The organism is Micromonospora sp. WMMD975, from assembly GCF_029581215.1.
GTDB lineage: Bacteria > Actinomycetota > Actinomycetes > Mycobacteriales > Micromonosporaceae > Micromonospora.
Map to the genome: position 1 here is coordinate 4,229,963 of NZ_CP120739.1, position 19,396 is coordinate 4,249,358.

General features: G+C 72.5%; 17 protein-coding genes. 10 read left to right on the top strand and 7 right to left on the bottom strand.

What is annotated here, in order from left to right; translation table 11 throughout:
* Nucleotides 1–66: 66 nt before the first annotated feature.
* The 6 genes from O7613_RS18390 to O7613_RS18415 all read right to left on the bottom strand — a co-directional run bounded on the left by O7613_RS18390 (nt 67) and on the right by O7613_RS18415 (nt 6,820).
* Nucleotides 67–1,152: an ABC transporter permease gene (locus O7613_RS18390; RefSeq protein ID WP_281587183.1), complete on the bottom strand. Its 1,086-nt coding sequence runs from the start codon at nt 1,150–1,152 to the stop codon at nt 67–69.
* Nucleotides 1,149–2,717: a sugar ABC transporter ATP-binding protein gene (locus tag O7613_RS18395; protein WP_282294569.1), complete on the bottom strand. Its 1,569-nt coding sequence runs from the start codon at nt 2,715–2,717 to the stop codon at nt 1,149–1,151. Before O7613_RS18395 ends, O7613_RS18390 begins: the two co-directional genes overlap by 4 nt.
* Before the next feature lie 53 nt (nt 2,718–2,770).
* The gene (locus O7613_RS18400) at nt 2,771–3,949 is read right to left on the bottom strand and encodes an ROK family transcriptional regulator (RefSeq protein ID WP_282289424.1); all 1,179 of its coding nucleotides are present in this window, start codon (nt 3,947–3,949) and stop codon (nt 2,771–2,773) included.
* A gap of 274 nt (nt 3,950–4,223) precedes the next feature.
* Entirely contained in the window at nt 4,224–5,294 is a 1,071-nt protein-coding gene (locus O7613_RS18405) for a YihY/virulence factor BrkB family protein (protein WP_282289425.1), read from the bottom strand.
* Nucleotides 5,295–5,837: 543 nt separating this feature from the next.
* Nucleotides 5,838–6,026: a DUF397 domain-containing protein gene (locus O7613_RS18410; RefSeq protein WP_282289426.1), complete on the bottom strand. Its 189-nt coding sequence runs from the start codon at nt 6,024–6,026 to the stop codon at nt 5,838–5,840.
* Entirely contained in the window at nt 6,017–6,820 is an 804-nt protein-coding gene (locus tag O7613_RS18415; protein WP_282289427.1) for a helix-turn-helix transcriptional regulator, read from the bottom strand. Before O7613_RS18415 ends, O7613_RS18410 begins: the two co-directional genes overlap by 10 nt.
* A 311-nt stretch (nt 6,821–7,131) precedes the next feature.
* Here O7613_RS18415 and O7613_RS18420 point away from each other — a divergent pair, with 311 nt between their 5' ends.
* The 9 genes from O7613_RS18420 to O7613_RS18460 all read left to right on the top strand — a co-directional run bounded on the left by O7613_RS18420 (nt 7,132) and on the right by O7613_RS18460 (nt 16,289).
* Nucleotides 7,132–7,392, top strand: coding sequence for a flavin reductase (locus O7613_RS18420; RefSeq protein WP_281587178.1), 261 nt, complete (start codon nt 7,132–7,134; stop codon nt 7,390–7,392).
* A 383-nt stretch (nt 7,393–7,775) separates the two neighbouring features.
* Nucleotides 7,776–9,887 (top strand): TRAP transporter fused permease subunit, encoded by a 2,112-nt coding sequence (locus O7613_RS18425; protein ID WP_282289428.1) that lies wholly within the window; start codon nt 7,776–7,778, stop codon nt 9,885–9,887.
* Complete coding sequence (locus tag O7613_RS18430; protein WP_281587176.1) at nt 9,884–10,897, top strand: TAXI family TRAP transporter solute-binding subunit; 1,014 nt, start codon at nt 9,884–9,886, stop codon at nt 10,895–10,897. The genes O7613_RS18425 and O7613_RS18430 overlap by 4 nt, the downstream gene beginning before the upstream one ends.
* Before the next feature lie 66 nt (nt 10,898–10,963).
* Nucleotides 10,964–13,339 (top strand): nitrate- and nitrite sensing domain-containing protein, encoded by a 2,376-nt coding sequence (locus O7613_RS18435; RefSeq protein WP_282289429.1) that lies wholly within the window; start codon nt 10,964–10,966, stop codon nt 13,337–13,339.
* Nucleotides 13,336–13,728 (top strand): roadblock/LC7 domain-containing protein, encoded by a 393-nt coding sequence (locus O7613_RS18440; RefSeq protein WP_091071202.1) that lies wholly within the window; start codon nt 13,336–13,338, stop codon nt 13,726–13,728. Before O7613_RS18435 ends, O7613_RS18440 begins: the two co-directional genes overlap by 4 nt.
* On the top strand, nt 13,725–14,702 hold the full coding sequence (locus O7613_RS18445) for a TAXI family TRAP transporter solute-binding subunit (protein WP_282289430.1): 978 nt from the start codon (nt 13,725–13,727) through the stop codon (nt 14,700–14,702). The genes O7613_RS18440 and O7613_RS18445 overlap by 4 nt, the downstream gene beginning before the upstream one ends.
* A 45-nt stretch (nt 14,703–14,747) precedes the next feature.
* Entirely contained in the window at nt 14,748–15,602 is an 855-nt protein-coding gene (locus tag O7613_RS18450) for a MerR family transcriptional regulator (RefSeq protein WP_281587173.1), read from the top strand.
* Between the two features lie 46 nt (nt 15,603–15,648).
* Nucleotides 15,649–15,906: a type II toxin-antitoxin system prevent-host-death family antitoxin gene (locus O7613_RS18455; protein WP_281587172.1), complete on the top strand. Its 258-nt coding sequence runs from the start codon at nt 15,649–15,651 to the stop codon at nt 15,904–15,906.
* Nucleotides 15,891–16,289 carry a PIN domain-containing protein gene (locus tag O7613_RS18460; protein WP_281587171.1) on the top strand — a complete coding sequence of 133 codons (399 nt, stop codon included), beginning with the start codon at nt 15,891–15,893 and terminating at the stop codon, nt 16,287–16,289. Before O7613_RS18455 ends, O7613_RS18460 begins: the two co-directional genes overlap by 16 nt.
* An 8-nt stretch (nt 16,290–16,297) precedes the next feature.
* Here the strand turns inward: O7613_RS18460 and rox are convergent, their stop codons facing one another.
* Nucleotides 16,298–17,731 (bottom strand): rifampin monooxygenase, encoded by a 1,434-nt coding sequence (rox, locus tag O7613_RS18465; RefSeq protein WP_282289431.1) that lies wholly within the window; start codon nt 17,729–17,731, stop codon nt 16,298–16,300.
* A 215-nt stretch (nt 17,732–17,946) separates the two neighbouring features.
* Here rox and O7613_RS18470 point away from each other — a divergent pair, with 215 nt between their 5' ends.
* Nucleotides 17,947–19,392, top strand: coding sequence for an ATP-binding protein (locus O7613_RS18470; protein WP_282289432.1), 1,446 nt, complete (start codon nt 17,947–17,949; stop codon nt 19,390–19,392).
* The last annotated feature ends 4 nt before the right edge of the window (nt 19,393–19,396 follow it).

Below are 19,396 nucleotides of genomic sequence, written 5' to 3' on the forward strand. Positions count from 1 at the left end.
GGGTGGTTTTCGGGTGTGGCGGGCCGGGCCACCGTCGGGGGACGGCGGCCTGGCGGCGCGGTGGGGTCAGGTGGTGGTGGCCCGGTTGCGGGCGAGGAACTGGGTCAGGCTGCGGAACTGCACCTGCTGGACCAGGACGGCGGCGACGATGATGCCGCCCTTGACCATGTTCTGGGCCTCGGCGGAGAGGTTGTTGATGGCGAAGAGATTGGTGATCGTGGAGAAGATGATCACCCCGAGCAGGGAGCCGATGATGGTGCCCCGCCCGCCGCTGAGCAGCGTGCCGCCGATGATCGCGGCGGCGATCGCGTCCAGCTCGTAGAGGTTGGCCATCGCCGCCTGGGCGGAGGTGGCCTGCGCGGTCAGCATGACCGCGGCGATGCCGCAGCACAGGCCGGAGAGCGCGTAGAGCAGCACGGTGTGCCGGCGGACGTCGATGCCGGCGAGCCGGGCCGCCTCCGGGTTGCCGCCGACCGCCACCGTGCGGCGGCCGAACGTGGTCCGGTTGAGCAGCACCCACCCGGCCGCCACCACGGCGACCAGGATGTAGACGAGCAGCGGGATGCCGAGCACCTTCGCGGTGGCGATGCCGTTGATGAACGAGCTGGTGGAGACCTGGGTCTGCTTGTCGGAGATCTCCGCGGCCAGGCCCCGGGCGGCCACCAGCATGGCGAGCGTGGCGATGAACGGCACCAGCCGCCCGTACGAGATGAGCAGCCCGTTGACCACGCCGACGGCCAGCCCGACGGTGAGCGCGGTGAAGATCATGCCGCCGGCGCCGTAGCTCTGGGTGGCGACAGTGGTGCACCAGACCCCGGCCAGCGCCACGATCGCGCCGACCGACAGGTCGATGCCACCGCCGATGATCACGAAGGTCATGCCGACGGTGACCACGCCGACCACCGAGGCGAGCTTGAGGATGGTGAGCGTGTTGCCCCACACCCAGGTCGGGTCGCCGTAGAGGTCGGGGCGGGTCAGGATGCCGATGACCACGAGCACCACGAGCGTGGCCAGCAGCCCGAGGTTGCGCTTGACGCCCTCCCCGCCGTCGCCGCGCCACCAGGAGAGCCGGGCCGCCGCGTCGGCCTTCGCGGTCTCCGCCCGGTCCACAGGTGGCGACTGCGCGGGGAGCGTGGTGTCGGTATCGCTCATGCCGGTGCGCCTTCCATGAGGGACCCCGCCATGACGAGGTCGAGCACGGTGTTCTCGTCGAGTTCGCCGGCCGGGGCCACCCGGACCACCCGGCCCTCCCGCATCACCAGCACCCGGTCGGCCAGGCCGAGCACCTCGGGCACCTCGCTGGAGACCAGCAGCACCCCGACGCCCCGGGCGGCCAGGTCGCGGATGACCTGGTACAGCTCGGCCCGCGCGCCCACGTCCACGCCCCGGGTCGGCTCGTCGAGCAGCAGCAGCCGGGTGTCCCCGAGCAGCCACCGCCCGACCACCACCTTCTGCTGGTTGCCGCCGGACAGCGTGCGCACCGGCCGGCGTACGTCCGCCGGCCGCAACTCCAGCGAGGCGGCGATCCGGTCCGCCTCGGCCCGTTCCCGCCCGGCGTCGGTTAAGCCGAGACGGGCGTACCGGCCGAAGGTGGCGAGCGTGACATTGCGGTAGATCGGCTCGCCGAGCAGCAACGCCTGGCTCTTTCGCTCCTCCGGCGCCATGCCCATGCCGGCCCGCACCGCCGCGCCCACGCTGCCGGGGCGCAGCGCCTTCCCGGCCAGCCGGACCGTCCCGGCGTGCGCCCGGCGGGCCCCGAAGATCGTCTCCAGCAGCTCCGAGCGGCCGGACCCGACCAGCCCGGCGATGCCGACGATCTCCCCGGCCCGGACGCCGAGCGACACGTCGGCGAACTCGCCGTGCCGGGTCAGCCCGTCCACCCGCAGCAGTTCCGCGCCGCCCCCGTCGTCGGGCGGGCGCCGCGGGAAGACGTACTCGATGGTCCGCCCGGTCATCCGGGCGACCAGGTCGCGGGTCGGGGTGTCGCGCGCCGGCAGGCTCGCCACCGTGGTCCGGCCGTCCTTGAGTACGGTGACCCGGTCGCCGATCTCGCGGATCTCCTCCAGCCGGTGCGAGATGTAGATGACCGCGATGCCCTGCGCGGTGAGTTCCCGGATGATCCGGAACAGGTTGCCCACCTCGTCGTGGGCCAGCACCGCGCTCGGCTCGTCCATGATGATCAGGCGGGCCTCGTGCGACAGCGCCCGGGCCATGCTGACGATCTGCTTCCCGGCCGCCGGCAGGTGCCGGACCAACCGACCGGGCGGGATCTCCGGGTGACCGAGCCGGGCCAGGATCTGCCGGGTACGCCGGGCCATCTGCCCGCGCCGGACGAAACCGAGTCGGCGCGGCTCGTGACCGAGGAACGCGTTCTCCGCCACCGACAGGTCGTCGACCAGGTCGAGTTCCTGGTAGATGGTGGCGATGCCGGCGCGCATGGCGGCCTGCGGGTTGGCGAACGCGGCCGGCCCGCCCCGCCACACCACCTCGCCGGAGTCCGGCCGGTGCACCCCGGCGAGCACCTTGATCAGGGTGGACTTGCCGGCGCCGTTCTGCCCCAGCAGGCAGTGCACCTCGCCGGCCCGCACCTCAAGCTGCACGCCGTCGAGCGCGCGTACGCCGGGGAACGTCTTGACCACGTCGGTGAGGCGCAGCACCACCTCGCCCGAGCCGGCGTCGTCCTTCGCGCTCACCTGGACCTCCTCGGACGGGCTCATGTGGGACTGGCCGGGCATGCCCTCACGGCCCTCGCTCCGCTCGGTGCGTTCGCTCATGCCGGTTCGCCGAACGCGACGTCGCTGGCGAGCACGGCCGCGCCGGCGACGCCGGCGCGTGGGCCCAGCTCGGAGAGGACGACCGGCAGGTTGCCGGTGGCCAGCGGCAGCGAGCGGCGGTAGACCACGCTGCGGATCTCGGCGAGCAGGATGTGGCCGAGCTGGGCGAGCCCGCCGCCGATCACGATCATCGACGGGTTGGTGAAGCTGACCAGCCCGGCCAGCACGCTGCCGACCCGCCGGCCACCGTCGCGGATGAGCTGGATGCAGGCGACGTCCCCCTCGGTCGCCCCCTGTGCCACGTCGAGCGCGGTCACCGAGCCCCGGGCGGCGAGGCGCTCGACCAGGGCCGGCGACGCCTCGGCGCGGGCCGCGGCGGTCGCCTCCCGGGCCAGTGCCGCGCCGCTGAACACCGCCTCCAGGCAGCCGACGTTTCCGCAGGAGCACATCGGCCCGTTCGGGTCGACCTGGATGTGGCCGATGTCGCCGGCACAGCCGTCGGTGCCCCGGTAGACCTCGCCGTGCAGGTAGATGCCGCAGCCGATGCCCGTGCCGATCTTGATGAAGAGGAAGTCGTCGATCGGGTGTGCGACACCGCCGTGCCGCTCGCCGATGGCCATGATGTTGACGTCGTTGTCCACCACGGCCGGGCAGCCGTGCTCGCGGGTGAGCAGCTCGCGGACCGGGAAGCGGTCCCAGCCCGGCATGATCGGCGGGGAGACCGGCACGCCGTCACGGAAGCTCACCGGCCCCGGCACGCCGATGCCGATCGCGTCGAGCCGCTCGTACGCGCCGTCCGCCCTGGCCTTGTGCAGCAGGTCGTTGACCCGGTGCAGGGTCACCTTGGGGCCGGAGCGGATGTCGGCCGGTTCGGCGTACGCGGTGACCGGCTCCAGCCGACCGTTGACCACCTCGACGTCGATCGAGCTGGCGCCGAGGTCGACGGCGGCGAACCGGAGGCGCGGGCTCAGCTCGACCAGGGTGGAGCGGCGACCGCCCCGGGAGGCGGCCAGCCCGGCCTCGGCCACGTAGCCGAGGGCGACCAGCCGTTGCAGCTCGGCGAGCAGCCGTGGGCGGGGCATCTGGAGCCGGTCGCCCAGCTCGGCGCGGGAGACCGGGCCCTCGTCCCGGAGCACCCGCAGGAGCCGCACGTGCAGGGGGTCGACCGTCCGCACCGGCAGTCACCTCCGCATCGGATTCGGTCACATCGACGCAGCGGCGATGTGTTGTGTCCGACACAGTAGGAGCGTTCCGGGTCAGGTGTCCATAGCTTCGGCTCATCTGACGGAAACTTTTGTCCATCCGAACAAAAGAGCGTCGCGGATCATGAAAACCCCCGTCGCGCCCCACCCCGCACCCCGCGCCCTGTTTCACGGAAAGAGTGGCCATCCGGGCGCGGACAGCCACTCTTTCCGTGAATCTGCGGGCGTGTGGGGGGTGGGGGGTCAGTCAGCGCGCGGTGGGGGTGTTGCGCTTTTTGCGCAGCTTGCGGTCGTCGCGCAGCTCGACGTAGGGCTCCTTGTCCTCGGGGAGCCCGGCGGCGATGGCGCGGCTGCGCTCCAACTCGGCGTCGAACTCCGCGCCGAGCAGAATCGCGACGTTGCTCAGCCAGAGCCACACCAGGAAGATGATCACGCCGGCGACCGCGCCGTACGTCTTGTTGTAGGAGCCGAAGTTGCTGACGTAGAACGCGAACAGACCGGACACCAGCAGCCAGAGCACCACGGCGAGCACGCCGCCGGGGCTGACCCAGCGGAAACCGCCGTGCTTGGCGTTCGGCGAGGCCCAGTAGAGGATCGCGAACATCAGGCTGACCAGGAGCAGCAGCACCGGCCACTTGGCGATGTTCCACACCGTGACCGCGGTCGAGCCGAGCCCGATCGCGCTGCCCGCCTGCTCGGCCAGCCCACCGGTGAACACCACGATCACGGCGCTGATCAGCAACATCACGCCGATCACCGCGGTCACGCCGAGCCGGATCGGCAGCGTCTTCCAGATCGGCCGGCCCTCCGGCACGTCGTAGATTCTGTTCGAGGCGCGCATGAAGGCGGCGACGTAGCCGGACGCCGACCAGAACGCGCCGACCAGACCGATCACCGCCGCGACGCTCGCCAGCCCGCCGGACTGCCCGGCCTGGTCGATCGCGCTCTCGATGATCTTCCGGATGTTCTCCTCCGGCACCGCCTGGCCGACCGTGTCCCGCACCCCGTTCGTGGCCCGGTCACCGAGCAGGCCGAGCAGGGAGATCAACACCAGCAGGCCCGGGAAGATGGAGAGCACGCCGTAGTAGGTGAGCGCGGCGGCCCAGTCGGTCAGGCTGTCGTCCTGGAACTCCCGGGCGGTCCGCTTGAGCGTCGCCACCCAACCCGTGCCCGACAGGTCGGTCGGGCTGTCCGGCCCGTCGTCCGGCCCCACCGGCCGGGTGCGGTCGTCCGGTCCCACCCTCCCGGTGCGGTCGTCCGGCCCCGCCGGCCCGGTGCGGTCGCGCCCGTCGCGGGCGGGAGACTCGTCGCCTGCCATCGCACCTCCCTCGTCGTCGTGTCGTCACCCACGACTTGCCCCGAGGTGGGGACGGATAACCAGGCGTTTCTCAGGAGGGCCACGCCACCTTTGTCGCCCCTTGGCTGTCTCCGACCCCCTGATACCCCTCAGGCGGAGCGCGGGTGGAACGCTATGGCCGTCTCGGGCGCGCTGAGGCGTCCATAGCGTTCCAGTCGTCGCCTCAACGGAGCGCGGGTGGAACGCTGTGGCCGTCTCGGGCGCGCTGAGGCGTCCATGGCGTTCCAGGCGTGGGCCTGGGTGTGTTGACGGCGTGCGGAATCCGGTCGCCATGTGCCGGGGTGGGTGGCACTCTGACGGCGGAATGGTCGCGGGGGTGGGGCGTGGTAACCGGGTGAACGACCGAGGAAGGCCAGCGCACCCGTTCACCGCCACCCGGGGCGGGCCCGGGCTCGCACGACCCGATCCGGACGCCGGGGGAGGTGTCGGGACCACCGCCGCCCCGCCGAGCCGGAGCCGGTCAGCGGGAGACGAGCCGGTCAGCGGGAGACGGGCCGGCGTCGGTCAGCGGGCGGGGATCCGGTCGACGAACGCGCGCCAGGCGTCGGGGCCGAAGGCCAGGATCGGACCGGCCGGGTCCTTCGAGTCGCGCACCGCGACCACGCCCGGCAGTCCGTCCGCCACCTCCACGCAGGCTCCGCCCTGGCCGTTGCTGCGGCTGCTCGTGCGCCACCGGGCGTTGCTCAGGTCCATGTCTCCGCCACCTCCGTCAGGAATTCGAGGGACTGCTGGTGCGATAGTGCCTCACCGCGGACCGACTCCCACACCTCGACCATCCGCCGCACGTGGTCGGCGCGGTCGATCACCTGGGCGTGGAGCTGGCCCTCCTGGTAGACGACGTCCTCGCCGTGCGGTGGGGTGGCGATCACGAACGGGCCGTTGACGCCAGGGTAGCCCCCGGCCGTGAGCGGCACGACGTGGATGCGCACCCGGGGCAGCGTCGTGCCGACCTTCACCAGGTGGCGCACCTGCTCGCGCATCACCTCCGGCCCGCCGACGCTCCGGCGCAGCACGTGCTCGTCGACGACGAAGGTGAGCAGCGGTGGCCGCTCCCGGGTCAGCAACGCCTGACGATCCAGCCGCGTCGTCACCTGCTGCTCCACTTCCTCCGGCGCGAACAGGCCGCTGCCGGAGAGCAACGCGCGGGCGTAGCCCTCGGTCTGGAGCAGGCCCGGCACGCAGAGCGGCTCGAACCAGCGCAGCGCGCTCGCCTCCGCCTCGATGCCGGGCCAGTCGCGGAACCACGGCACCACGCTCTCCCGGCCGATCCGCCGCTGGATCCGCTCGAAGCGCCCATCCGTGCCGAGCACCGTGTCGCAGCGGCGCGCGAAATCCAGGCTCGGGCGGCGCTCGCAGGTCTCCACCTTGGCCACCAGCGCGCCGGAGTAGGTCAACGCCTCGGCCAACGACGTCTGGGACATGCCGTTGGCTGCGCGGGCGAGCCGCAGCTCCTCGGCGAAGTGCTCCAGCATGGACGACAGTTCCACGGACCGCCTCCGTACATCCTCGACACACCCGGGAGCCGGCCGCCGGACGCGCTTGTCGTCACCGTGCCGGATCCCCCACCGTAGTCGCACCGTCACCAGACTGTCACGCAGCGGAACCGCTCACGGGATCGGACGGCGGGCGGAACCAGGCCGGGGGCGTCGGCGCACGACGAGGTCCGCCGACGCCCCCATTCCAGTCACGACGGGAGGCTCACCATGCGCATCAGGTTCTGGCGCCGCCGGCGCGCGGCACCGCACGCCCCGCAGGCCCCGCACGCGCCGAGCGCACCCGACGGGGAGGGGACACGCTGATGCCGCGTCACCGCCCACACGTCGCGGCGCGCCCGTCCTGGCGCTGCCGGATCTGCGGTGCGGCGTGGCCGTGCTCGCCCGCCCGGCTCGCCCTGCTCGGTGAGTACCGCGAGGATCGGATCGCGCTACTGGTGTACCTCGGCACGCTCCTGTGCGAGGCGACGACCGACCTCGCCACCGTGCGTGACGGCACCGCGCCCCAGGACCTGGCACAGCGCTTCGTCGCATGGGCCCGCACACCCCGCCCGACCGAGATCTGACCAGAACCCGCCGCCCGCCCCGCCCTGTCCGAAATCCGACCGGAAACAGGTCCGTCTTGCACCGCGGAAGCAGACACGCTCGGTCATCACGCCTACGGTGAGTGACCAGTTCATTTCATCGTTAGAAGCGGGCCTGACTCACCATAGCGACGCGACTGCCGAACAGCGCTCCCACCTGGCGCCAGACAATTGCGAAAGGGATTCAGAATGAATGTGCGGTGAGTGATCGGAGCCGCGATCCGTCACTCAATGCAATCACGATCGGCAATGTTCCCAACGTGTCCGCCATTCGCGTATCGTCCCCCCTCGTGCCACCCGTTCGCCCCTCCGACGCCACTCCCCCGCCACCCCGGCCGTCCGCCGGCGAGTCGGGTGGGTCCGAAGTGGACGCCGCCGAGGTGCCGCTCCCGCCGGACGAGGGGGACGTCACCGACCCCGCGTGGGCGGACGACGGACCGGGCGCGAGCCACCACCACACGCGGGACCCGGCGCACCCCGACACCCGCGAACTGGCCGCGCGTTTCGAGGAGGAGAAACCGGGCCGGGTGCTCTCCGGACCGGTCGGGATGCTCTTCACCGGCGTCACCGTCGCGGTCGCGCTGCTGACCCTCCGGCAGGTGTTCTTTCCGCTGGCGCAGGGCAGCAAGTACTACCTCATCATCTTTCTCGCCGGCGTACTGCCGATGGTTTTCCTCGCGTACCCCGCCCGGGCCCGGCACACGACGCGGCCGACGGCTGTCGACTGGCTGCTGGCCGCCGCCGCGTTCGGGGTCTGCCTCTACCCGGTGCTGCCGGTCGCGCTCGGCGCGGCCGGCGGCGGCTACGACGCCTTCCTCGACCGGCAGGGCCTGCTGAACCCGCTGGACGTGGCGTTCGGCACCGGCCTGCTGCTCCTGCTGCTGGAGGCGTGCCGCCGCACCACCGGATGGATCCTCCCCGCCGTGTGCGTGCTGTTCCTCGGCTACGGCTACTACGGCGGGCTGCTCCCGCAGTCGTGGCCGGTGGCGCACGCCGGCCTGGACTTCGGGCAGCTCGTCGACGCGTTCTACAACTCCGACACCGGCTTCTACGGCACCCCGCTCGACGTGGCCGCCTCCTACATCGTGCTGTTCACCATCTACGGCGCGGTGCTCGACCTCTCCGGCGCCGGCCGGTTCTTCGTGGAACTCTCCGCCGCCGCGTTCCGCCGCTCCCGCACCGCCGCCGGTCGGACCGCGGTCGCCTCCGGCTTCCTGCTCGGCACCGTCTCCGGTTCCGGCGCCGCCACCACGGTCAGCATCGGGGCGGTCACCTGGCCGATCCTGCGCCGCGCCGGCTACCCGCCCGAACGGGCCGGCGGCATGCTCGCCGCCGCCGGGGTCGGCGCGATCCTCTCCCCGCCCACGCTCGGCGCGGCGGCCTTCATCATCGCCGAGTACCTGGGCGTGTCCTACCTCCAGGTGCTCGGCTGGGCCACCGTGCCGACCGTCCTCTACTACCTGGGCATCCTGCTCTCCGTGGAGATCGACGCCCGGCGCTCGGACGTACGCCCGGTGGTCCTCGACACCGGCTCGGCGTGGCGGCTGCTGGCCCGCTTCGGCTACCACTTCCTCTCGCTCCTCGTGATCATCGTGGTGCTGGCGCTCGGCGCCTCCGCGATGCGGGCGGTGGTGATCGCCACCGGGCTGGCCGCCGCGCTGTCCTTCCTGGACCGGCGGCACCGGCTCACCCCGGCCCGGCTGGTGGCGGCGCTGCGCGACGGCGTACGCGGGGTGCTCGCGGTGAGCGCGGTCTGCGCGGCGGCCGGCATCATCACCGCCACCACCACCAAGACCGGCCTCGGCCCGCAGGCGGCGGCGCTGCTGATCGGCGGCGCGCAGGCGATCAGCTCCGAACCGGCGGTGGTGCTGGCGCTGACCGCCGTGCTCGCCGCAGTCGCGCTCAGCCTGCTCGGCCTCGCCGTGCCGGTCACCGCGTCCTTCGTGATCGGCTGGGTCATCATCGGCCCGGCGCTGCTGCACCTGGGCGTCGCCGCCCCCGCCGCGGCCATGTTCGTCTTCTACTTCGCGGTGCTGTCCGAGGTCTCGCCGCCGACCGCGCTGGCCGCGGTCGCCGCCGCCGCGATCACCGGCGGCCGGCTGGTGCCGACCATGTGGCAGACCCTGCGGTACGCGCTGCCGGCGTACCTCATCCCGCTCGCCTTCGTGATCACGCCGACCGGCCTCGGGCTGCTCGGCATCGGCGGGGCCGGACGGATCGCGCTGGCCGGCCTGGTCTCCGCGCTCGGTGTCGCCGTGCTGGCCGTGGCGGCCGGCGGGTGGCTACCCGGCGTCGGCCCGGCCGGCCCGCCGGAGCGGCTCCTCGGCGCGGTCGCCGGGCTGGTGCTGCTCTGGCTGGAACCGCTGCCCATGGCGATCGGCGCGGTGCTCGCCGCGTCGGCCGTCGCGGGCGTGTACGCCCGACGTGGCGCCGCCCGCCCGTCGACAGAGGAATCCCCTGGGGAGGAGAGCACGTGAAACGGATCGACAGGCGAATAGCCGCGGGCGTCGGGGCGCTGGCCCTGGTCGCCGCCGGCGGGTGCGGAGGCCGGCAGGACAACGCGGCGACCGACGACGCCGCCCGCGACGTCACCTGCAAGGTCACCAAGGACACCCGGGTCGGCATCGCCACCGGCAACGCCACCGGTGTCTACTACGTGGTCGGCAACGCGCTCGCCGGTGAACTCACCAAGACGACCGACGGCAAGCTCACCGGGACGGCCGCCGAGACCGGCGCCTCGGTGCAGAACGTCGAGCAACTCGTCGCCGGCCAGTACGACGTGGCGTTCTCGCTGTTCGACACCGCGGTCAACGCGGTGCAGGGCAAGGAGAGCTTCGACGCGCCGCAGCCGGTCAGGGCGCTGGCCCGGATCTACGACAACTACACGCAGGTGGTCGTGCGGGCCGACTCGGGGATCACCTCGGTCGCCGGCATGAAGGGCCGGAAGATCTCCACCGGCTCGCCCAAGTCCGGCACCGAGGTCATCGCCAACCGGCTGCTCACCGCCGCCGGGTTGGACCCGGCCAAGGACGTCCAGGCGCAGCGGCTCGACCTCACCAAGACCGTCGACGGCATGAAGGACGGCAGCATCGACGGGTTCTTCTGGTCCGGCGGCGTGCCGACCGGCGGGGTCACCGACCTGTTCACCACCGCCGGCGACAAGATGACGTTCCTCGACCTCAGCCCGCTGCTGCCGAAGATGGCCGAGCTGAACCCGGCGTACCAGGCCGGCACCATCGGCAAGGACATCTACCGGACGCCGGCCGACGTGCCCACCATCGTGGTGCCGAACGTGCTGCTGGTGCGGGACAACCTCGACGCGGACGTCGCCTGCGCGATCACCCGGACGGTCTTCGACCGCAGGGACGCGCTGGCCCAGGCGAACCCGGCCGCCAAGGGCATCGAGCTGGGCAACGCCCGCAAGACGGACCCGGTGCCGCTGCACCGGGGCGCGGAGCGGGCGCTCACCGACCTCGGCGCGAGCTGACCCGACCGGCCGGGCCCGGACCTCCCCGTCCGGGCCCGGCCGACCCACACCCGACCGGAGACCCCCGTGCCGCAGCCCCACCCCACCCGCGTACGCCGGCACCACCGTTCCGCGGACCGTGCCGGGCGTTTCCGGTCGGTGCGCGTCCAACTGCTCGCGCCGATCCTGGTGGCCACGGCCGGTCTGGTGGTGCTCGGCGCGGCGCAGGCCGGCGCCGCGCTTGACGCCTCCGCGGATGCCGACCGGGCGCGCGTGCTGGCCGGCACCGCGACCGCGACCGTCCGGCTGGTGCACGAGCTGGAACGCGAGCTGGCCGAGACGGCCGCGCTGCGCCAGCGCGGCGGCAACGCCGGGCGGCCCCTCGTCGAAGCCCAGCGACGCCGGGTGGACGCCGCGGTCGACAGGTACCGCTCGGCCGGCGGCGACGCCCGGCGGGCCGCCCCGGACCTGGCCCGGGTGCTCGACAACGCCGACGGCCACCTCGACCAGCTCGACCCGGCCCGCGCGCTGGCGGTGACCGGGGAACGCGGCGACCCGGCGTACGGGTCCCTGGTGGAGTCGCTGCTCGCGGTCGCGGACGCGCTGCCCAGCCAGCTCCGCGACGCCGGCCTGGCCAACGAGGCACGCGAGGTCGCCTCGGTGGCCGCCCAGGAGCACCTCGCCGCGCTGGAACGCGACCTGCTGCGCACGGTGTTCGTCCGCGGCGCGTTGGAGCGGGGCGAGCTGGCCCGGCTGGGCCGGCTGCGGGGCGCCCGGGAGCAGCGGCAGGCCGAATTCCTCCGGATCGCCTCCAGACCGTCGAACGCCGCCTGGTACCGGGTGGTCGACGGCACGGACGTGACGGCGGCCCGACGGATGCGCGACGCGGTGCTGGACACCGACGGTACGCCGGAGACGCTGCGGACCGACGGCGACGCCTGGTACGTGGCGCAGAGCGGCGCCATCCGCCGGTACAACCTGCTCGGCCGGGAACTCTCCGACGACCTGGACCGGGACGCCGCCGAGCTGGCCGGCGACGCCCGGCTGCGCGCGCTGCTGACCGCCGCCGCGACGAGCGCCGTCGCGCTCGGCTCGCTCGTCACCGCCGTGCTGCTGGCGGTACGCACCAGCCGCCGGCTGCGCCGGCTGCGGGTCGCGGCGCTCACCATGGCGAACCGGGAGCTGCCGGAACGGATCACCTCGATCGCGGCGGGCGAGGGCGCGCCCGAGGACGGTCCGGCCACCCGGATGACCGACGGGATCCGCCGCGGGCGGGACGAGGTGGCGCAGGTCGCCGAGGCGTTCGACACCGTCAACCGGGCCGCGCTGCGGCTCGCCGGTCAGCAGGCCGAGCTGCGGCTGGACGTCACCCGGATGGCCGAGGCGCTGGCCCGCCGGATCCGTACGCTGATCACCCGGCAGCTCCGGCTGCTCGACGACTTCGAACGCGAGGAGACCGACCCGGACGCGCTGGCCCGGCTCTTCGCGCTCGACCACCTGGCCGCCCGGTTGCGCCGCAACGGCGAGAACCTGCTGGTCCTCGCCGGCGGCGAGCCCGGCCGGGGGCACGAGGGCGCGTTGCTCCTGGACGACGTGGTGCGGGCGGCGGCGTCCGAGATCGAGGACTACCCGCGGGTGGAGATCGACGTGCCGGCCGCCGCGGTGCACGGCGCGGCGGCCGGCAACCTGGTGCACCTGCTGGCCGAGCTGCTGGAGAACGCCACGGTCTACTCGCCGCCGGCGTCCCGGGTGCTCGTCGACGGGCGGCGGACCGTGGACGGGCTGGTGCTGCGCGTCCACGACCAGGGCATCGGCATCAGCGACAGCCGGTTGGCCGAGATCAACGAACGGCTCGCCGCGCCGGCCACGCTGTCCAGCGCCGCCGCCGGGAGCATGGGCCTGCACGTGGTGGCCCACCTGGCCGCCCGGCACGGCATCCGGGTGCAGTTGCACCACGTCGACAGCGGAACGGTGGCGCAGGTGGAGGTGCCCGAGTCGGCGCTGACCCGGGTCGAGGCGGTGACCCGACGGCCGGCCGCCGACCGCCGGGCCCCGCACGGGCCCACCGCGCCCTGGTTCAAGCCGGGGAGCACGGCGGTGCCGGCCGCCGCAGTCGGCGACCTGGTCACCGCCGCGCCGCCGGCCGCCCGATCGCCCGGCGCGCGCGGCGTCGCCGCGGTACGCCCACCGGGCGCCGCCCTGCCGGTGCCGGTCGAGGCGCGGCTCCGGCCGGTGAGCGCCCCGCCCGCGCCGGTGCCGACCACCGGCGCGGGCCTGCCCCGCCGGACCCGGGGCGGGAGCCTGCCCGCGCCGATGCCCAGCGCCACCACGCCGCCGCCGGCGGCGGACCTGCTCGACCCCGAGGTCGTACGCGCCCGGCTGTCCGCGCTCGCCGCGGGGGTGGCCAGCGCGACCCGCCGTACCTCGAACACCACCACCACACCCACCGGGAGAACGCCATGACCACACCCGTTACCGCCGGACTCGACTGGCTGCTGGCGAACTTCGCCGAGCAGGTGCCGGACGTCTCGCACGCGCTCGCGGTCTCCGAGGACGGGCTGCGCCTGGCCTCCTCCCCGGACCTCTCCGCCGACCAGGTCGACCAGCTCGCCGCCGTGATCAGCGGCCTGGCCAGCCTGACCGTGGGCGCGGCCCGGCTGATGTCGGCCGGGCGGGTACGCCAGCAGATCGTGGACATGGACGGCGGGGTGATGCTGGTGATGGCGGTCGGCGAGCGGGCGTTGCTCGGCGTGCTCGCCGCGCCCGGGTGCGACCTGGGCCAGATCGGCTACGAGACGGCGACGCTCGTGCAGCGGGTGGCGGAGGCGTTGGAACCGGCGGTCCGGCAGTGACCCGCCGCCCGCTGGGATTGGTGGCCGCGCTGCTGGCGGCCGTGCTGGTGGCCGGCTGCGGCGGCGGGGACACCGCCGCTCCGGCGTGGCACGGCGGGCGGATCTTCCTGGCCACCGGCAACACCACAGGCGTCTACTACCAGCTCGGCGGCGGGTACGCCGACCTGATCAGCCGGCACCTGCCGGGCTACGAGGCGCGGGCGGAGCCGACCGGCGCGTCGGTGGAGAACATCACCCGGCTGGCGAGCGGCGACATGGAGATCGCGTTCAGCCTGGCCGACACCGCCGCCGACGCGGTCAGCGGGCGGGGCGTCTTCGACAAGCAGCCGCAGCCGGTGCGGGCGCTGGCCCGGGTCTACAGCAACTACACCCACGTGATCGTCCGCGCCGACGGCAAGATCGGCAGCTTCGCCGACCTGCGCGGCAAGCGGATCTCCACCGGCTCGCCGAAGTCCGGCACCGACATCGTCGCCGGGCGCCTGCTCACCGCCGCCGGCATCGACCCCGACCGGGACATCCAGCGGGTCAACCTGTCGCTGCCGGAGACCGTCAAGCGGATGCGGGCCAACGCTCTGGACGCCATGTTCTTCTCCGGCGGGCTACCCACCCCGGGCGTCAAGGACCTGCTCTCCGCCACGCCCGGGAGGTTCCGGCTGCTGCCGCTGAGCGACCTGATCGAGCCGCTGGGCGCCCGCTTCGGCCCGGTCTACACCACCGCGATCCTGCCCAAGGAGGTCTACGGCACGCCGGAGCCGACACCGACCATCACGGTGGCGAACGTGATCCTGGTGGCCGCGGACATGCCGGACCAGCTCGCGTACGACCTGACCCGGGTGCTCTTCACCTGGCAGAGCGAGCTGGCCCAGGTGCACCCGGAGGCGGCGAACTTCACCCGGTCGAGCGCGGCGCTGACCGATCCGATCCCGCTGCACCCGGGCGCGCGGCGGTTCTACCGCAGCGGCGGCAACCGCTGACGCGCTTGACCCTCACACGATGTCAGGGCCGATGCTGAGCGGACCATGTTCAGTATCGGAGAGTTCGCCGGCCTGGGCCGGGTGTCGGTGCGCATGCTGCGCCACTACGACGCCATCGGCCTGTTGCGTCCCGCCCACGTCGACCCGCACAGCGGCTACCGCTTCTACACCGCCGTGCAACTGCGCCTGCTCAACCGGGTGACCGCCCTGAAGGATCTGGGCTTCAGCCTCCAGCAGGTGCAGACGCTCATCGACGAGGAGGTGGATCCCGCCGAGCTGCGCGGCATGCTGCGCCTGCGCCGGGCCGAACTGGCCGCGCGGATGCGGCAGGACACCGCCCGCCTGGCCCAGGTCGACGCGCGACTCCGCATGATCGAGAGCGAGGGGCACATGGACACCGGAGACGTCGTCCTGAAGAACATCCCGGCGATCCGGGTGGCGCAACTGTCCGGCACCGCCGCCGGCTACGACCACCCGACGTCGATCACCGAGAACCTCACGCCGCTCTATCCCCGGCTGATGGAGTCGCTGGAGCGGCACGGGATCGCCATCACCGGCGCGCCGATCGCCTGGTACGAGCCGGCGCCGTCCGAGCCCGGCGACGAGACGATCCGGGTGCACGCGGCGTTCCCGATCGGCACGGCCGACGAGCCTCCGGCCGCCGGCTTCGAGGTGGTCACGCTTCCCCCCATCGGGTACGCGGCGACAGCGCTGCACCACGGCCCGATGTCGGAGGCGTTCCGGACCGGGCAGAAGATCGCCAACTGGATCGACGACCACGGTCACCGGGCGGTCGAACCGGGTTTCGCCCGCGAGGTCTACCTGGACTGCCCGCCGGACGAGTTCGACAGGTGGGTGACCGAGATGCAGGTGCCGGTGCGCGTCGCGACGGCGTCGTGAGCCGCGGCGGCGGTCGAGTGGTCTGATTATCAGATATACTCCGGTCATGCGTACCATCTCGGCCACCGAAGCCTCGCGGAGATTCTCCGATCTCCTCGACGCGATCGAGCGCGGCGAGAGCGTCGTCGTCACGCGCGGGAACCGCCCGATCGCGGAGATCCATCCAGCGCATCGTCGCACCGGTCGCGACCTTCGAGCCGCACTGACCGACGTCCCGTCACCCGATGATCACTTCGAACGGGATATCGCCGACGCCCTCGGCTACGTCACGAGCGAACGGACGGATCCGTGGGCCGACGCCTGATCCTCGACACAAACGTCCTCATCGCCTACGAACGCGGCACACTCGACCGCGCCTCGCTCGACGAGGACGAGCTGGCGATCGCCGCCGTCACCGTCGCCGAATACCGGGTCGGCATCGAACTGGCCGACACCGTCGCTCGCGCGGCCGACCGGGCGCGAGCCCTGGCGGCGATCGTCAGCGCGGTCGACGTCCTCGACTACACCGAGGCGACCGCCGCCCACCACGCCCGACTCATCGCGCACGTACGCCGCGCCGGGGCACCACGCGGCGCCCACGACCTGATCATCGCCGCCCACGCGGCCGAGACCGGACGAGTCATCCTGAGCCGAGACGCGAAGGCCCGCTTCGGAGACCTGCCCAACGTGCTGGCGGCGGAGGTCTGAGCGGCGGATCAGCCGTCCGCGGCCCCGAACCACTGCGGCAGCCGGTCGAGCAGCTCCCGCTGGTCGTCACCGACCCAGGCCACGTGCCCGTCCGGCCGTAGCAGCACGGCGGGCACGTCCAGCTCCTCGCTGACGTCGACGACGTGGTCGACCCGATCCGCCCAGTCGGCCACCGAGAGCCGGCCCGTCTGGTCCAGCAGCAGTCCACGGCCGGCGTGCATCAGCTCGTACAGGCTGCCCCGCTTCAGTCGCACGTCGCGCAGCCGGCGGCCGAGCAGTTCGTGGCCCTCGCCGAGGTCGTACCGGACCGAGATCGCGGTGATCTTCTCGATCAGGTGGCGGTTGACCTCCTCGACGTCCATCAGCTCCGTCAGCAGCCGCCGCACCGCTTGCGGGCCCGGGTCCAGGGACATCAGCTCCGTCTGCGCCCGGGTGTTGTCGAGCACGTCCGCGGCCACCGGCCGCCGCTCGGACTCGTACGTGTCCAGCAGTCCCGCCGGCGCCCACCCGCCGACCTCCGCGGCCAGCTTCCAGCCCAGGTTGAACGCATCCTGGAGACCGAGGTTGAGCCCCTGTCCGCCAAGTGGCGGGTGGACGTGCGCCGCGTCGCCGGCCAACAGCACCCGGCCGACCCGGTAGCGGTCGGCGAGGCGGGTGGCGTCACCGAAGCGGGACAGCCAGCGTGGCGAGTGCACCCCGAAGTCGGTGCCGGCGGTCGCCCGCAACTGCTGCCGGAACTCCTCGAAGCTCGGCGGAGCGGTGCGGTCCTCCGCCACGCCGGCGGCGGGCACGACCACGCGGTACAGCCCCTCCCCGTCCCCGACCGGCCCGGCGCCGAACCGCAACTGCGTCCTGCGTACCTCCGTCATCACGGCGACCACCTCGTCCCGCGGCGCGGTCAGCTCCATCACGCCCAGCAGCGTCTCGTGTCGGGTGGGCTCACCCGGAAAGCCGACGCCCAGCAGCTTGCGCACCGTGCTGCGACCGCCGTCGCAGCCGACGAGATAGCGGGAACGCAACCGGGTGCCGTCGGCCAGCTCGGCGGTCACCCCGCCCTCGTCCTGGCTCAGCCCGACGAGGTCGCTCCCCCGCCGGATCTCGGCGCCGGCCTCGGTGGCGTGCGCGGCCAGCAGCCGCTCGGTGACGGGCTGCGGGATGCCGAGGATGTAGCTGTGCGCGGTGTCCATCCGTGTCGGCCACGCCTTGGCGATGCCGGCGAAGTAGCCGCCGAGTTGGAACGTCTTCCCGGCCGCGAGGAACCGCTCCAGCAGGCCACGCTGTGCCAGCACTTCGATGCTGCGCACGTGCATGCCCAGCGAGCGGACCACGACGTTCGGCTCCGGCTCCCGCTCCAGCACGACCACGCCCACGTCGTGCAGCCGCAGCTCGGCGGCCAGCATCAGGCCGGTCGGCCCGCCACCCACGATGATCACGTCGATCATGGACTCCCCCGTTCGGTTTCGCCAGGTCACGGCGTCGAACGGAGAGTCTGCGACACCACCCGGGTCTTGCCGCAAGACCCGGGGTGCGATATACGTTGAGACTGGCAGGGACCGATCGTCTCCTTACCGCTGGCCCAGCCGGAGCTACGCCGGGTGTTCGCGAAATGTAACCCGTAAGCTTGAAATGTAACTCGCCGCCGGTTACGTTTGACGTCATGGTCGACGGCTTGGACGAGCTGATACGGACACTCCGCGCGTCCGGCGGAGACACGACCGACGTCGAGGTCAAGGCCGCCGCAGGGGGACTTCCCACCTCGCTCACCGCCTCGTTGAGCGCCCTGGCAAATCTCCCTGGCGGGGGAACGATCATCCTTGGCCTGGATGAACGCACCGGCTTCCGCCCGGTCACGCTGGCCGATCCGCAAGTCCTCAAGCAGGGGCTCGCCACGAAAGCCCGGGCGTACACCCCACCCGTGCGCCTCTCCATCGATGACGGCATCGTCGACGGGCAACCGGTGGTCGTGGCTCGGGTTCACGAATGCGACCCATCAACAAAGCCATGCCGGGTCACTGCCACCGGCACCGCCTACCTTCGCAGCTATGACGGCGATTTTCCGCTGTCCGACCTGGAGACGCAGGGATTCCTTGCGGCGCGGCGGCCACCGCTGTTCGACCGCCGCCCCGTCGACGGTGCCACCTTCGACGATCTCGATCCGGACCTGGTCGCCTCGTACCTGTCGACGGTACGCGAGCGGGATGCCACAGGGCTGGGCCGTTTCACCGACGATGCCGAGTTGCTCCGCCGGGCCGGTGTCATCGTGAGTGGAGGACAGCCCACTACGGCCGGCGTGCTGGCCCTCGGCGTCCATCCACAGCAGTTCTTTCCCCGTTACGTCATTCAGGCAGCCGCCGAGGCTCTACCTCACGATCCGCCCACGGCGCGAGCGCGTAACCAGATCACTATCACGGGGCCCATTCCCCGCATGCTTGATTCCGCGTTGGACTGGGCCCGCCGCACATTCGACACGGTCATCGTCGCCAACCCCGATGGTCGCGTCGCCGACCGCCCCACGTACCCCTTGGTCGCGTTTCGCGAAATCATCGCCAACGCCCTTATCCACCGCGATCTCGACCACTGGTCGCAAGCCTTCGCCATCGAGGTGCGGCTGCGCCGCGACCGTCTGGTCATCACCAATCCTGGTGGTCTGTACGGCATCACCGTCGACCGCCTCGGCCATGACGCCGTCACCTCTGCTCGTAACGGGCTCCTCGTGGCCATCTGTCAACACGTCCGTTCAGCCGCCACCGGTGGCCGAGTCATCGAGGCCCTCGCCAGCGGCATCCCCACCATCGCGCACGAACTGTCGGACCATGGCCTGCCACCGGCGCAGTACATCGACACCAACATCAGGTTCACCGTGCTGCTCCGCAGCCCCGCAGGCACGCCAACAAGCCCGTCTCTCAACGCCACCGAGCTGCGAATCTACGACGCGCTCGCACCCGGACCGAAGACTGTCGCTGAGCTCGAAGCCACGCTCAACCTGACCGGCCCCAACATCCGTAAGGCGCTCCGGGGCCTGCGCAGTCATGGCCTCGTACACCAGGACGGCGGCAAGGGCCGCCCCACCACCTATCGGCAGAATGCCAGCCAACGGCGCTGACACT